At 64.5% G+C, this 13704-nt stretch carries 12 protein-coding genes; 7 read left to right on the top strand and 5 right to left on the bottom strand.

Translation table 11 applies throughout. The annotated features are described in order from the left end of the window. Positions 1-10 precede the first annotated feature (10 nt). The gene (locus AC0L3U_RS21585) at positions 11-574 is read left to right on the top strand and encodes a hypothetical protein (RefSeq protein ID WP_473363122.1); all 564 of its coding nucleotides are present in this window, start codon (positions 11-13) and stop codon (positions 572-574) included. 716 nt (positions 575-1290) lie between these two features. Here AC0L3U_RS21585 and AC0L3U_RS21580 read toward each other — a convergent pair. Continuing rightward, the gene (locus AC0L3U_RS21580; protein WP_473363121.1) at positions 1291-2454 is read right to left on the bottom strand and encodes a patatin-like phospholipase family protein; all 1164 of its coding nucleotides are present in this window, start codon (positions 2452-2454) and stop codon (positions 1291-1293) included. Between the two features lie 230 nt (positions 2455-2684). Between AC0L3U_RS21580 and AC0L3U_RS21575 the strand changes: the two genes are divergently transcribed. The 3 genes from AC0L3U_RS21575 to AC0L3U_RS21565 all read left to right on the top strand — a co-directional run bounded on the left by AC0L3U_RS21575 (position 2685) and on the right by AC0L3U_RS21565 (position 6019). Further along, the gene (locus AC0L3U_RS21575) at positions 2685-3467 is read left to right on the top strand and encodes an acetoacetate decarboxylase (protein WP_473363120.1); all 783 of its coding nucleotides are present in this window, start codon (positions 2685-2687) and stop codon (positions 3465-3467) included. A 109-nt stretch (positions 3468-3576) separates the two neighbouring features. After that, positions 3577-4593 carry a transporter gene (locus AC0L3U_RS21570; protein WP_473363119.1) on the top strand — a complete coding sequence of 339 codons (1017 nt, stop codon included), beginning with the start codon at positions 3577-3579 and terminating at the stop codon, positions 4591-4593. A 13-nt stretch (positions 4594-4606) separates the two neighbouring features. Next, the gene (locus AC0L3U_RS21565; RefSeq protein ID WP_473363118.1) at positions 4607-6019 is read left to right on the top strand and encodes a carbohydrate porin; all 1413 of its coding nucleotides are present in this window, start codon (positions 4607-4609) and stop codon (positions 6017-6019) included. Here AC0L3U_RS21565 and AC0L3U_RS21560 read toward each other — a convergent pair. The 3 genes from AC0L3U_RS21560 to AC0L3U_RS21550 all read right to left on the bottom strand — a co-directional run bounded on the left by AC0L3U_RS21560 (position 6016) and on the right by AC0L3U_RS21550 (position 9653). Then, a complete protein-coding gene (locus AC0L3U_RS21560) occupies positions 6016-7311 on the bottom strand; it encodes an MFS transporter (RefSeq protein ID WP_473363117.1) in 1296 nt (431 codons plus the stop codon). The genes AC0L3U_RS21565 and AC0L3U_RS21560 overlap by 4 nt on opposite strands. 110 nt (positions 7312-7421) lie before the next feature. Continuing rightward, entirely contained in the window at positions 7422-8618 is a 1197-nt protein-coding gene (locus AC0L3U_RS21555) for an acetyl-CoA C-acyltransferase (protein ID WP_473363116.1), read from the bottom strand. Positions 8619-8882: 264 nt separating this feature from the next. Next, on the bottom strand, positions 8883-9653 hold the full coding sequence (locus AC0L3U_RS21550; RefSeq protein WP_473363115.1) for an enoyl-CoA hydratase: 771 nt from the start codon (positions 9651-9653) through the stop codon (positions 8883-8885). A gap of 148 nt (positions 9654-9801) precedes the next feature. Here AC0L3U_RS21550 and AC0L3U_RS21545 point away from each other — a divergent pair, with 148 nt between their 5' ends. Both AC0L3U_RS21545 and AC0L3U_RS21540 read left to right on the top strand, forming a co-directional pair. Next, a complete protein-coding gene (locus AC0L3U_RS21545) occupies positions 9802-10341 on the top strand; it encodes a PaaI family thioesterase (RefSeq protein WP_473363114.1) in 540 nt (179 codons plus the stop codon). 59 nt (positions 10342-10400) lie between these two features. After that, on the top strand, positions 10401-11021 hold the full coding sequence (locus AC0L3U_RS21540; RefSeq protein WP_473363113.1) for a TetR/AcrR family transcriptional regulator: 621 nt from the start codon (positions 10401-10403) through the stop codon (positions 11019-11021). A gap of 103 nt (positions 11022-11124) precedes the next feature. Here the strand turns inward: AC0L3U_RS21540 and AC0L3U_RS21535 are convergent, their stop codons facing one another. Next, a complete protein-coding gene (locus tag AC0L3U_RS21535; RefSeq protein ID WP_473363112.1) occupies positions 11125-12039 on the bottom strand; it encodes a LysR family transcriptional regulator in 915 nt (304 codons plus the stop codon). 101 nt (positions 12040-12140) lie between these two features. Between AC0L3U_RS21535 and AC0L3U_RS21530 the strand changes: the two genes are divergently transcribed. Further along, the gene (locus AC0L3U_RS21530) at positions 12141-13637 is read left to right on the top strand and encodes a CoA-acylating methylmalonate-semialdehyde dehydrogenase (RefSeq protein WP_007592262.1); all 1497 of its coding nucleotides are present in this window, start codon (positions 12141-12143) and stop codon (positions 13635-13637) included. The last annotated feature ends 67 nt before the right edge of the window (positions 13638-13704 follow it).

Raw genomic sequence — 13704 nt, 5'->3', positions numbered from 1 at the left:
GAGCCCTGCAATGTTCAAGTCGGTTCTTTCCGCGTGTCTCTTCGTTGCCTTTAGTTTCGTCGCTTCCGAAGCGCGGCCCTATCGCATTCATCAAGCAGCCGAATGCAACGTCACGATGCCCTGCGACTTCTCGTATTCGCAAACGCGCCGTGAGAGGACTTCCAGGTCGTTCCTAACTCCCAGGTCGTCACTCCAATCCTATCGCGCGACGCAACTGACAGCGACCGACGCAGGCGGCGGCGCGACGGCGAGCCTCTCGGGTGGTCGCATCGTCGGTAGTCGTCCCGCAGGTTGCCCTTCCTCCTTCTGCGGCTGCGGCGCTGCTCTGCGCGTGTTCGGCCGTATCGTGCCGGAATTGAATCTTGCGTCGAACTGGCTGCGCTTCCCGCGGACATCACCCGCACCGGGAATGGTCGCAGCCCGACACGGACATGTGTTCGTCCTCGAGCAACACCTAAGCGGGGATACCTGGCTGGCCTACGACGCCAACTCGGGCGGACACGCGACGCGAATGCATGCGCGTTCATTGCGTGGCTACACGATCGTCAACCCGCGCGGCGGTTCGGTCGCTTGAGACGCGGGCCGACAGGTGCGTCACGAGACCTGGTGCGCCATCGCGCGAAACACCTTGTCAACCCCGCACTGAATAATATTCGTATTTACAGAAGTTCGGATAAGGCGTAGTTTGCGCGCATCCCGGCCTGCTACAAGGGCGTTTCGCGATCGTCACGAGACGCGGGCCGGGAGGCGGTGGCCGCGACTGCGTCGACGCGCTGGGCAGGCTGCAGGGCGGGGTTTCCCGTGAGCAGCTGCACACGCGGTACGACACGGCGCTGACAGCCTCCTCGTTCGGTCTCGATGGCGAGCGCACGCCAGGCATCGAGGACAGGGGCGGGGAGGTGCGCGGACGGCAAAATCGTGTGGTCCTGACGCCCGGGGTCTGTGCGTCAAGTCTTGTGGTGATGCTCTGCCCAACCGGGTCAGCACATCAGCCATCCGCAAGGCGACGGGGGCAATAGTGCATCGCTCCCCGGGGAGAGCGCGTCATAAGCCGTAAAACCATTCGCGCAGGGAAGGCCGGTTGCCGGCGTCACCTGTCGTCCACCCCGTGCGCGTCTTGCTCGCACACGGGACTACGGGTGCCAGCCGGCGCCCGGCCTTCCCTGCGCCCTTTCTTTCGAGAGGGTGCGAAGACGAGAGCAAAGCTCGGGCAAAATGAGCCGCGAGAATGCGAAAGTGTGCCTGCAAGCCGGGAACGGGAATTGGGTGATCGCGATGGGGTCGATAGAGCTACGCGCTCTCCGTCTCACGGTGCACGTCGTGCACCACGAGGCCCATGCCTTCGTCGGGCATCTTGATCCAGTCACGGCGCTTCAGGGTGCGCTTGGTGTCTTCGTAGCCGGAGGTCCAGTGCTCGCGCATCGAGGTGCCCGAGAATTCGTGGTCCTTGGCGTCGCCCTCATAGGCCTTCTGCTGGTAGATCAGATGCAGGATCGCGATCTCCGGCATGTGGCGCAGGTTTGACTTGAGTTTGCGCTCCTCCTCGGAGAGCTGCTCGTCGGGGAGCTTTGCCAGGGCCTTGTAGAGCAGGACCTTGAGGTTGTGGGTGCGGCGGTAGACGTCGGTGTTGTGGCGGGTGCGCGAGGAATACATGATGTCCTTGTGGCGGGCCATCACGTCCTGGATCGAGCGCGGCAGCACGCCGCGTGCGCTGAAGAGGTCGACCTGGAACACCAGCGAATTGAGCGCGTCTTCCTGGTCGAGCAGGTGCTGGAGCGGCGTGTTGGAGACGATGCCGCCGTCCCAGAAATGATCGGTGCCGATCCGCACCATCGGCAGTGCCGGGGGCAGGGCGCCGGAAGCCATGATGTGCTCCGGCTCGATCTCGTCATGGGAATTGTCGAAATAGATGAAATTGCCGGAGAGCACGTTCACGGCGCCGACCGCGAAGCGAACCTTCTTCTCGTTGATGAGGTCGAAGTCGACGAGCTCGAGCAGGCTCTCCTTCAGCGGCATCGTGTCGTAATAGCTGGTGGCGGTCCGGGCGCCGACCGGGCTGAGCCAGGGATTGACCTGATGCGGGCTGAAGAAGCTCGGCTGGCCCATCGCCGACGTCATCCACGCGCTGGTGAGATTCCGCCACTGGCGGAAGATGTCTCCGTCAGGCGTGTAGTGCCAGATCTTGCGGTTGGTGATGCGCTCCCAGAAGATGCGCAGCGCCTCAAGCCGCTTCTCCGGCTTGTTGCCGGCGATGATGGCGGAGTTGATGGCGCCGATCGAGACGCCGCAGACCCAGTCGGGCTCGATGCCGGCCTCGTGCAGCGCCTGGTAGACGCCGGCCTGGTAGGCGCCGAGCGCGCCGCCACCTTGCAGTACCAGCGCGATGCGGTCGCAGCGCTCGGGCCGCCAACCTCGTGAAGAAGGCTGATGTGTCTGATATGTGCGGGCGTCCATGGTCGGTGCTCCCTGTTTCGCCAAACGATTGCGTCCGGCGGTGACGGCGTAATGACAATTCTGGCGCCGATGCATCGCTTGCATGCGCCATGATCGCCTTGGGAATGGCTGCGGTCGTGCGGCTGACGGAAATCCTTCACATCGCAGTCAATGACGGCAGCTAGCAATCTGCATCGCCGCCTGACGCCGCCAGGTCGGCATCACATGAGCACCACGAGAGGAGACCGGCGATGCGCAGGGAAGATTTACTGAGGCTTCCATCGATGCCGGCGGCCGGCCCGAGCTATCCGGCCGGGCCCTATCGCTTCGTCAACCGCGAATTCCTCGTCATCACCTACGAGACCGACCCGGACCTGATCCGCGCCGGCCTGCCTGAGCCGCTGCAGCCGATCGACCAGCCGATCGTGCATTACGAGTGGATCCGGATGCCGGACTCTTCCGGCTTCGGCAGCTACACCGAATCCGGCCTCGTCATCCCCGCGCGCCTGCACGGCGAGGAGGTCAATTTTGTCTCGCAGATGTATCTGGACGACGATCCGCCGATCGCCGCCGGCCGCGAGATCTGGGGCTTCCCCAAGAAATACGCCCATCCCAAACTCGAGATCGTCAAGGACACGCTGACGGGCACGCTGGAATATGCCGGCCAGCTCGTCGCCATGGGCACGATGGGCTACAAGCACGAGAGCATGGCCGGCAATGGCGATCTGACCCGGGCGACACTGTCGAAGACGCAGATCAATCTGAAGATGATCCCCGGCGTCGACGGCCGCCTCGAGATCTGCCAGCTGGTCGCGATCAACCTCATCGACATCGTGCCGAAGGGCTCCTGGATGGGCCCCGGCCGGCTGCATCTGGTGCCGCATGTCAACGCGTCCGTCGCCGATTTCCCGGTCCGCCGCTGCCTCGGCGCGCATCATTACATCGCCGACCTGACGCTGCCGTTCGGCCGCGTCGTGCACGACTACATCAGGGAAGCCGAGGCGGTGGCCGCGACCGGGCTGGCGGCCGAATAGGGCGGCATCATCAAACTGTAACAATGCCGTAATTGAGTACCCGCGCGGGGCCTGAAGATGTCGTCAGCCATCTTCCGGAGCGGGGCGTTCGTTGACGGTGGGGATGGTCATGGCTGAGCCGGCGAAGCTTGTCAGCGCGATATCGGATTCCGTGCCTGGCATTCCTGGCCTGGTGTGGGCGTTCCGCCTCCACAACGACGGCAGCGCCGAGGCGCTGCCGATCGACCAGCCGATCGAGTTCAGTCACGACGGCCGGCTATGGCTGCATTTCAACCTCACGGACACGCGTTCACGGCCGTGGATCGCCGCGTCGCAGCTGCCGCCGCTCGCGCGCGAGCTCTTGCTGTCCAACGACACCTTCCAGCAGCTTCACGTCATTGACCACTGCGTCTACGGCGTGTTCTCCGACCTTGTCCGCGACATCGACAGCGCGACGGAGGAGACCGCGTTCCTGCGCTTCGCCATGACCGAGCGGCTCCTGATCAGCGGCCGCCATCAGGCGCTGTGCTCGGCGGACGCGACACGCCGGGTGCTCGAAGGCGGCTACCGCGTCGACAATGTCGCCCATCTCCTCGAAAAGATCGTCGACGAGGTCGCCGACACGCTTGATAGGATGGCCGACAAGCTCGGCCAGGAGATCGACGGGATCGAGGAGCGGATTCTGGCCGACGACGCCAAGCCGGAGATGCGCCGCAATCTCGGCCGTCTGCGCCGGACCTGCGTCAGGCTGCATCGCCAGCTCACCGGCCTGCGTACGCTGTTCCATCGCCTCGACCAGAAGAACACCGACCACCTGTCGCCGGATTTGCGTATCCAGGCCGGCAAGCTGGCGCAGCGGCTGGACGGCCTCGACCACGACATCGTTGAGCTGCGCGAACGCAGCCGCCTGCTCGAGGAGGAGCTGCGTTTCAAGAACGAAGAGGAAAGCAACAACCACCTCCACACGCTCTCGATCGTGACCTCGCTGCTGCTGCCGCCGACGCTGATCACCGGCATCTTCGGCATGAACACCAAAGGCCTGCCTCTCACCGAGGTCGAGAGTGGATTTTTCTGGGCGGCTCTCCTGATGGCCTCGTCGGTCGGTGCGGCCTATCTCTTCATGCGGCGTACCGGTATCTTCAAGTAAGGCACGCTAGTCGGTGTCAGCCGGGATCGGGACCGCTCATCATTTTCCGCTGCGTCATGCGGCCGCGGTTGTGCTGGCGTTGACGGTGGCGAGCACCAGCGTGCTCGCCGGCGCCAAGGACGAGAGCGCGGCGGAGTGGCTGGTTCCGAAATGGTTCAACGAGTGGCATGACGGCCTCGCCAACAAGGGCCTGAATTTCGGCGCCACCTACATCGCCGACAATATCGGCAATGTGTCGGGCGGCGTTAAGCGCGGCGCGATCCATTTCGGCCGGCTCGATCTTTCGGTCGATGCCGATCTCGACAAGCTGGTCGGCTGGACCGGTGGCCGCTTTTACGCCAATGCCTTCGTGACCTACGGGCGAGGCCTGAGCCGCAACTACGTCATGAATCTCGCGACCATCAGCGAGATCGAGGCGCTGCCGGACCAGCGAGTCTACAACGCCTATTTCGAGCAGAGCTTCTTCAATGACAGGCTGAACATCAGGGCCGGCCAGCAGGCCGCCGATGTCGAGTTTTTCGACAGCCAGACCGACGACCTCTTCATCAATGGCACGTTCGGCTGGCCGGCGATCAAGGCCTCGAACCTCCCGGCCGGCGGCCCGGCGCCGCCAATCGCGGTCCCCGGCATTCGCATCAAGGCCGCGCTGACGGATCGGATCACCGCGTTCGGTGCTGTCTTCAACGGCGATCCGTCAGGACCTGGCGATGCAGATCCGCAGCTTCGCGACCATCATGGTCTCGCCTTCCGCATCAACGACCCGCCGTGGGTGATCGGGCAGGTCCGCTTCAACTACGACATCGATATCGGCGGCCGTCCGCTCGCCGGCAATGTCACCCCGGGCGCCTGGAAACACTATGGCTCCTTCGACAGCCAGCGCTTGACGGCGGAGGGGCTGTCGATCGCCGATGCCGGCGGGAGCGGCGTTCCGGCGAAGCTTCGCGGCAATTATGGAATCTTCGCGGTCATCGAGCAGGTGCTCTACCGCCCGCCGGAGGTCAGGGAGAACAGCACGTCGGCCTCGATCCCTGGCGTCACCGCGTTCGGCCGCATCGCCTATAGCCCGCCGGACCGCAATCTGATTGATCTCTATCTCGACGGCGGCATCGGCTTTGTCGGCTTCATGCCTGGCCGTCCGCTCGACCGGTTTGGCGTGGCGATGGCCTACATGCGGATCTCGAACACCGCGCGCAATCTTGATGTTGATACCCAATTCTTCACCGGCATCCAGAGCCCGGTGCGCAGCAACGAAACCCTGATCGAGATGATCTACGAAGCGCATGTCAAGCCGGGCTGGCTGGTCGCGCCGTACTTCCAATACGTGTTCCGTCCATCGGGCGGCATCCCGAACCCGAACGATCCGAGCGGTGTCGCGCGGATCGGTGACGCCGCGGTCTTCGGCGTCGCCACCACGATCAGGTACTAAGCCATCGCAGCTTGCGGCTTCGGCTTCGGTTGTCGCGAGAGCGTCAGCACGATCAGCGAGGCGAGCACGCAGAGCGCGCCGGCGATGAAGAAGGCGGGCAGGTAGCTCTGATAGACCGTCCGCGAGAAACCGGCGCCGAAGGCGGCGGTGCCTGCGCCGAGCTGGTGGCCGGCAAAGATCCAGCCGAACACCAGATTGGCGCGCTCGGGTCCGAATTTCTGTGCGGTGAGGCGCACCGTGGGCGGCACGGTTGCGATCCAGTCGAGCCCATAGAACATCGCGAAGATCGAGAGCCCATAGAACGAGAAATCGCTGAAGGGGAGGAAGATCAGCGAGAGCCCGCGCAAGCCGTAGTACCAGAACAGGAGGTAGCGGTTGTCGTAGCGGTCCGACAGCCAGCCCGACATGATGGTGCCGAAGAAGTCGAAGATGCCCATCGCAGCCAGCAAGCCCGCGGCCTGCACCTGCGGAATGCCGAAATCGAGGCACATCGGAATCAGATGTACCTGCACGAGGCCATTCGTGGATGCGCCGCAGACGAAGAACGTCGCAAACAGGACCCAGAACGCGCTGCTCTTCGAGGCGTCGCGCAGCGTGCCGAGCGCAACGCCGGTGATCGAGCCGTGGCTCACGGGCGGCGCGGGCAGGGGTGCGGTGCCTTCATCGCCGAACGGGCGCAGGCCGACATCGCTCGGCCGGTCGCGCATCGCGAGCAGGACCGCGAGGGCGGAAACACCAAGCGCGATGCAGACGAAGCCGAGCGCAAGCCGCCAGCCGAAACGTTCGGTGAGGCTTGCCAGCAGCGGCAGGAACACGAGCTGGCCGGTGGCGACGCTCGCGGTCATGATGCCGATGACGAGGCCGCGCCGCGCCGCGAACCAGCGCGTCGCGATGGTGGCGCCCAGCACCAGCGCGGTCATGCCGGTGCCGATCCCGATCACGACGCCCCACAGCGCGACGAGCTGCCAGACCTCGGTCATGCCGAGCGACAGCACCAGCGCCGAGACGACGATGAGCTGCGCGGTCAGCGTGACGTTGCGCAGGCCGTAGCGGTTGAGCAGGGCAGCCGCGAACGGCGCCATCAGCCCGAACAGGATGAAGCGGATCGACAGCGCCGACGAGATCTCCGCCGTGCTCCAGCCGAACTCCTTCTGAAGCGGAACGATGAACACGCCGGGCGCGCCGACCGTGCCGGCGCTGATCAGCGCGGTGAGGAAGGTCACGCCGACCATCACCCAGCCGTAGTGGATATTGCGGCGGCCGAGTGCTGCCGCGAGCCAGCTCGAGATCATTGGGCCTCAATCTTGGTGGGCAGGATTTGAAACACCTGCGCGAGTTTCCAGAATGGCACGGGACGCGTCTGTCGGAAATGACGGAGTTCCCTCATTTACGGACTTTAACGTCAGTGCGTCAGGCGCTCCACCGCGATCGCTGTGGCTTCGCCGCCGCCGATGCAGAGCGCGGCGACGCCGCGCTTGAGGTTACGCGCCTCGAGCGCATGCAGCAGCGTCACGATCAGCCGTGCGCCGGTGGCGCCGATGGGATGGCCGAGCGCGCACGCGCCGCCGTTGATATTGAGCTTGTCGCGGGGAATGCCGAGATCGCGCTGCGCCGCCATCGCGACCACGGCGAAGGCTTCGTTGATCTCGAACAGATCGACATCGCCGGCACTCCAGCCAACTTTGTCCAAGAGCTTGCGGATCGCCGGGATCGGCGCCGTGGTGAACCATTGCGGCTCCTGGCTGTGGGTGGCGTGGCCCTTGATCACGGCGAGAGCCGGCAGGCCGCTGCGATCGGCGAGTGAGCGCTTCGTCAGCACCAGCGCAGCGGCGCCGTCGGCGTTGGCGGAGGAGGCCGCCGGCGTGATGGTGCCATTGGCGCGGAACGCCGGCTTCAGCCCAGGGATCTTTGCGGGATCGACCTTGAGCGGATGCTCGTCATTGGCAACGATGCGGAGGCCTGCCTTCTCGCTCAGCGTGATCGGCGCGATCTCGGCCTTGAACGCGCCGCCCTCGACCGCCTTGCGCGCGCGGTTCAACGTTTCCATCGCGAAGGCGTCCTGGTCCTTGCGGGTGAACTGGTAGGCTTCGGCGGTGGCCTCGCCGAAATCGCCCATGGATCGGCCGGTCTCGTAGGCGTCTTCGAGCCCGTCCATCATCATGTGGTCGATGATGCGGTCGTGGCCGGCGCGATAGCCGCCACGCGCCTTGGCGAGGAGATACGGCGCGTTGCTCATGCTCTCCATGCCGCCGGAGACGACGATCTCGGCCGAGCCGGCGCGAATGATGTCGTGCGCCAGCATGGTCGCTTTCATGCCGGAGCCGCAGACCTTGTTGACAGTAGTCGCGCCGGTGGCATCGGGCAGGCCGGCGGCACGCGCAGCCTGGCGCGCCGGGGCCTGGCCCTGGCCCGCGGGAAGGACGCAGCCCATGAAGACCTCGTCGACCTTCTCCGGCGCAAGCTTGGCACGCTCCAGTGCCGCGCCGATCACGTGCGATCCGAGCTTGTGTGCGGCAAGCGGCGACAGCTCGCCCATGAAACGGCCAAGCGGGCTACGGACGGCGGAGACGATGACGACGGGATCGGCGGCTTCGGCCATGGGGGAGCTCCCTAGAATGTCAGATATGTAAGATTATGACCATCATATGATGCGGCGCAAAAAATGCAACTGCGTCGGGCATGAGAAAATCTTGTGGTTCGCATGAGATTTGGTCGTGCGAACGGAAGAGGTTGTCACATAACTTGCTGCCATCGCCCGCGCAGGCGGGCGATCCAGTACGCCGAGGCGGTTGTGATAGAACCGATGGCGCGCGGAGTACTGGATGCCCCGCCTTCGCGGGGCATGACACCGTTGCTGATGGCCCTACCGCTTCCGATTCACAAACGCGCCCATCAGCCGCGTCGGCTCGTCCGTCAGGAACGACTCGCCGAACACCTTCACGCTCAAATTCACCGACTCCGTCAGCGGCAGTTCCTCCCATTGCCGCAGCAGTGCTTTCTGCGAGCGCAGCGCCTCGGGGCCGCATTCGAGCAGCGCCTGCACAAGGTGCTCGACCTCGGCATCGAGCCCGTCCTCCGGCGCGACCTTGTCGACCAGCCCCCAGGCCAGCGCCGTCGGCGCGTCGATGTTCTCAGCGGTCATCACCAGCCAGCGTGCGCGGGCCCAGCCGATCAGACGCGGCAGCAGCGCGGCATGGATCACTGAGGGAATGCCGACGCGCACCTCCGGCATGCCGAAATGCGCATCAGGGGCTGCGATCCGGAAATCGCAGGCGGCAGCGACTTCGAGCCCGCCGCCGAGGCACCAGCCGGGCATGCGCGCGATCATGGGAGCCGGGAAGGCGCGCACGGCCTCGCAGAGGTCGCGCAGGCGGCTGATGAACGCTTCGGCGGACTTCTGGCCGAGCCTCGCCATCTCCTTGATGTCGGCGCCGCCGATCATGCTCTTCTCGCTCTGGCCGCGCAGCACCGCAACCCGGATGCTGCGGTCGGACGAGAGCTGCTGCAAGCCTTCGCGCACCGCATCGGTGACGGGCGAGCCCAAAATGTTCAGCGAGCCGGCGTTGCAGATCGTGACGTGAACCACGCCGCGCGCATCGCGCGTCACGCCGCAGTGGTGGTTGAGCATTTCCATGAGAGGATCTCTGAGTTTCGTAGACGCGCGAATACGCCGGTCGGGTCACACTTCCGGGCCGAAACGCATTGCTTGTCAAGCGGCCGGGAGGAGTTGCCAGCGTGAAGTCCGCAGCATAGTATGATGTAAATCATACAAAGAGGCCGCAATGACCAACATCGATCAACTCGACCTTTTTTCGCCCGCGCAGCGGCGCGAGCGTGTGGTGGAGTGGCAGGTGCCTGCGCCGGTTGCGAAAGTGGCGATGGGCCTGTCAGGCATGGATGCGATGCTGGGCATCCGCGACGGAAGGCTGCCGCCGCCACCCTTTGCCAAGCTGATCGGCTTCGTCATGGCCGTGGTCGAGCCGGGCCGGATCGTCATGGAACTCGAGCCGCGCGAGGATCTCGAGAATACCATCGGCCTCCTGCACGGAGCTACAGCTGCCGCGCTGATCGACACCGCCATGGGATGCGCGATCTCGACCCGGCTGGAGCCCGGGCAGGGCTCCGTCACCCTCGATCTGAAAATGACCTTCCTGCGTCCGCTCTCGGTCCGGTCCGGGCTGATCGCCGCCGAAGGCAAGGTGATCAAGCTGGGACGCCAGACCAGCTACACCGAGGGCTTCGTCCGCGACGGTCAGGGGGCGCTTGCGGTGCACGCAACAGCGACCTTCTCCATGATCGGCAACAATTTTACCGGGAATTAATGCGCCGTCCGGCCGATATCCGTGTTATTAGATGACCTCCGACATCCAATGAGATCCGAATGCGCTATTCCCGGGAACACAAGCAGGAAACCCACGACCGCATCGTGAAGAAGGCCTCCGTGCGGCTGCGCGAAAAGGGCGCCCACGGCATCGGTGTCGCCGACCTCATGAAGGAAGCGGGCCTGACCCATGGCGGCTTCTACGCACATTTCGATTCCCGCGAGGCGCTGGTGATCGAGGCGTTCGACTACGCCATGAATCGCTCGATGGAGCACTGGCGCAAGCAGTCCGATCAGGTCGCGCCGGAGAAGCAGCTCACTCAGATCGTCGAGACTTATCTCTCGACGGTGCATCGCGACAACCCCGGTCACGGCTGCTCGATCCCCGCGCTTGGCGCCGAGATCGCCCGCGAGAGCCCGAAGACGCGAAAGGCCTTTGCCGGCAAGCTCGACGAGATGATCGAGATGATCACGGACTTCATCCCGAATCTGCCGCGCAAGGCCGCGCGCAAGCAGGCGATCGCGACGCTGGCGACCATGGCCGGCACCATGCTGCTCGCGCGCACTGCCGGCTCGAGCGAGCTGTCGGACGAGGTACTGAAGACGGGCAAGGACAGCGCGCTCGAAGGTGCGAAGCGCGAGCCGAAGGTGGCGGCTGCGAAGAAAGTGAAGCAGAGTTAGGCCGAGGTGCCGTTGAATGCGTAGGGTGGGTTAGCGAAGCGTAACCCACCATGCTTCAGTGAGCGCTGGACGAAGTTGGCGGGTTACGCTTCCCTGACCCACCCTACGAAGTCCGCGCCGCAAACAACGCCCGCTCGCGCTCCACAATCTCGGAAATATAATCCGCCACCGCGCGGATGCGTGCGAGGTCCTTGCTGTCGGCGTGCATCAGCATCCAGAAGGTGCGGGTGATCGACACCTCTTCCGCCAGCACCGCAAGCAGCTGCGGATAGTCGGCCGCCATGAAGTGCGGCAGGACCGCGATACCGAAGCCTGCAAGCGTGGCGTTGAGTTGCGCGATCAGATTGGCGCTACGCAAGCGTGCGGAGATCTTCGGCGACACCTGCGGCAGATAGTCAAGCTCGGGCGTGAACAAGAGCTCCTCGATATAGCCGACGAATCGATGCTGCGGCAGCACCTCGCGCGAGGTGATTTTCGGGAAGCGGTCGAGATAGGCGGGCGCGGCATAGAGTCCGAGCCGGTAATCGAGCAGCTTGCGGCCGACGATGCGGCCTTCCTTCGGCATGGTCAGGCTGATGGCGATATCGGCCTCGCGCTTGGAGAGGCTGAACAGCCGCGCGGTTGCCACCAGTTGCAAATCGAGATCGGGATACCGGTCGGCGAACTGAGCGAGCCGGGGCGCCAGGAAGGCGGTGCCAAATCCGTCGGGGGCGCCGATCCGCACCGTTCCGGTCAGCCGCGCCACGGAGCCACCGACCTGCTCCTGGTTGGCGACGATGGTCGATTCCATGGCTTCCGCGCTGTCGGCGACGCGCTGGCCGGCCTCTGTCAGCAGGTAGCCGGTCTTGCGCCGGTCAAACAGCTTGGCCGAGAGGTGCTTCTCCAGCCGGTCGACGCGGCGGATGACGGTAGCATGGTCGACGCCGAGCTGTTTTGCCGCAGCCGAAACCGAGCCGCCCCGCACGATGGCCAGCACGAAGCGGAAGTCGTCCCAGTCGATAGCGCCTTGATCCAGCATTTTCGCACATCTATGGTGCATTATCTCAGACTTGAATCCTATAAAATGCAGGTCGATAGGATTTGTCAAAGCGTTCAAGCTTGCCTTAAGGAGACCATTCCATGCGTTCAGTCGGACATTTCATTGGTGGCAAGGAGGTCAAGGGCACCTCGGGCCGCACCGCGGACGTTTTCGAGCCGATGACCGGTGACGTCCAGGCGAAGGTGGCGCTGGCGTCCAAGGCCGAGGTCCGCGCCGCCGTGGAGAACGCCCGCGCCGCGCAGCCGGAATGGGCCGCGACCAACCCGCAGCGCCGCGCCCGCGTCATGATGAAGTTCGTCGAGCTGGTGCAGCGCGACTACGATAAGCTCGCCGAGTTGCTCGCCCGCGAGCATGGCAAGACCGTTCCTGACGCGAAGGGCGACATTCAGCGCGGCCTCGAAGTCGCGGAATTTGCCTGCGGCATCCCGCATCTGATGAAGGGCGAATACACCGAAGGCGCCGGCCCCGGCATCGACATCTATTCGATGCGCCAGGCGCTCGGGGTCGTCGCCGGCATCACGCCGTTCAATTTCCCGGCGATGATACCGATGTGGAAGTTTGCGCCCGCGATTGCCTGCGGCAACGCCTTCATCCTGAAGCCGTCGGAGCGTGATCCCGGCGTACCGATGATGCTTGCCGAGCTGATGATCGAGGCGGGCCTGCCGGCCGGCATCCTCAACGTCGTCAACGGTGACAAGGAAGCGGTCGACGCCATCCTCGACGATCCCGATATCAAGGCCGTCGGCTTCGTCGGCTCCACGCCGATCGCGCAATACATCTACGAGCGCGCCGCCCAGACCGGCAAGCGCTGCCAGTGTTTTGGCGGGGCCAAGAACCACGCCATCATCATGCCCGACGCCGACATGGACCAGGCGGTCGACGCCCTGATCGGCGCCGGCTACGGTTCGGCCGGCGAACGCTGCATGGCTGTGTCCGTCGCGGTCCCCGTCGGCAAGTCCACTGCCGACCGCTTGATGGAAAAGCTGGTCCCGCGCGTCGAGTCGCTCAAGATCGGCACCTCGATCGATCCGTCCGCCGATTATGGTCCGCTGGTGACGCGGGAGGCGGTCGAGAAGGTCAAGGGCTATATCGACATCGGCATCAAGGAAGGCGCGACGCTCGCCGTCGACGGCCGCGGCTTCAAGATGCAAGGCTACGAGAACGGCTTCTATCTCGGCGGTTCGCTGTTCGACAACGTCACCAAGGACATGCGAATATACAAGGAAGAGATTTTTGGCCCCGTGCTCTCGGTCGTGCGCGCGCACGATTACAAGGAAGCGCTGGCGCTGCCGTCGGAGCATGATTACGGCAACGGCGTTGCGATTTTCACCCGCGACGGCGATGCCGCGCGCGATTTCGCTGCCAAGGTCAATGTCGGCATGGTCGGCATCAACGTGCCGATTCCGGTGCCGATCGCCTATTACACCTTCGGCGGCTGGAAGAAGTCGGGCTTCGGCGATCTCAACCAGCACGGTCCGGATTCGGTCCGCTTCTACACCAAGACCAAGACGGTGACCTCGCGCTGGCCGTCCGGCGTCAAGGAAGGCGCGGAGTTCTCGATCCCGCTGATGAAGTAAGGCTGTAGCCCAGCCCGTCATTGCGAGCGTAGCGAAGCAATCCAGACTTTCTCCTCGGACCCACTGG

The sequence above is a fragment of the Bradyrhizobium sp. Kon69 genome (assembly GCF_055807515.1).
The sequence above is the reverse complement of the archived record's forward strand: the minus strand, read 5'-3'. Positions and strand labels throughout refer to the sequence as shown.

Bases quoted from the DNA above. Each gene is read 5' to 3' on its own strand.
- AC0L3U_RS21585 (WP_473363122.1), top strand. From the start codon at position 11: ATGTTCAAGTCGGTTCTTTCCGCGTGTCTCTTCGTTGCCTTTAGTTTC.
- AC0L3U_RS21580 (WP_473363121.1), bottom strand. From the start codon at position 2,454: ATGGACGCCCGCACATATCAGACACATCAGCCTTCTTCACGAGGTTGG.
- AC0L3U_RS21575 (WP_473363120.1), top strand. From the start codon at position 2,685: ATGCGCAGGGAAGATTTACTGAGGCTTCCATCGATGCCGGCGGCCGGC.
- AC0L3U_RS21570 (WP_473363119.1), top strand. From the start codon at position 3,577: ATGGCTGAGCCGGCGAAGCTTGTCAGCGCGATATCGGATTCCGTGCCT.
- AC0L3U_RS21560 (WP_473363117.1), bottom strand. From the start codon at position 7,311: ATGATCTCGAGCTGGCTCGCGGCAGCACTCGGCCGCCGCAATATCCAC.
- AC0L3U_RS21555 (WP_473363116.1), bottom strand. From the start codon at position 8,618: ATGGCCGAAGCCGCCGATCCCGTCGTCATCGTCTCCGCCGTCCGTAGC.
- AC0L3U_RS21550 (WP_473363115.1), bottom strand. From the start codon at position 9,653: ATGGAAATGCTCAACCACCACTGCGGCGTGACGCGCGATGCGCGCGGC.
- AC0L3U_RS21545 (WP_473363114.1), top strand. From the start codon at position 9,802: ATGACCAACATCGATCAACTCGACCTTTTTTCGCCCGCGCAGCGGCGC.
- AC0L3U_RS21540 (WP_473363113.1), top strand. From the start codon at position 10,401: ATGCGCTATTCCCGGGAACACAAGCAGGAAACCCACGACCGCATCGTG.
- AC0L3U_RS21535 (WP_473363112.1), bottom strand. From the start codon at position 12,039: ATGCTGGATCAAGGCGCTATCGACTGGGACGACTTCCGCTTCGTGCTG.
- AC0L3U_RS21530 (WP_007592262.1), top strand. From the start codon at position 12,141: ATGCGTTCAGTCGGACATTTCATTGGTGGCAAGGAGGTCAAGGGCACC.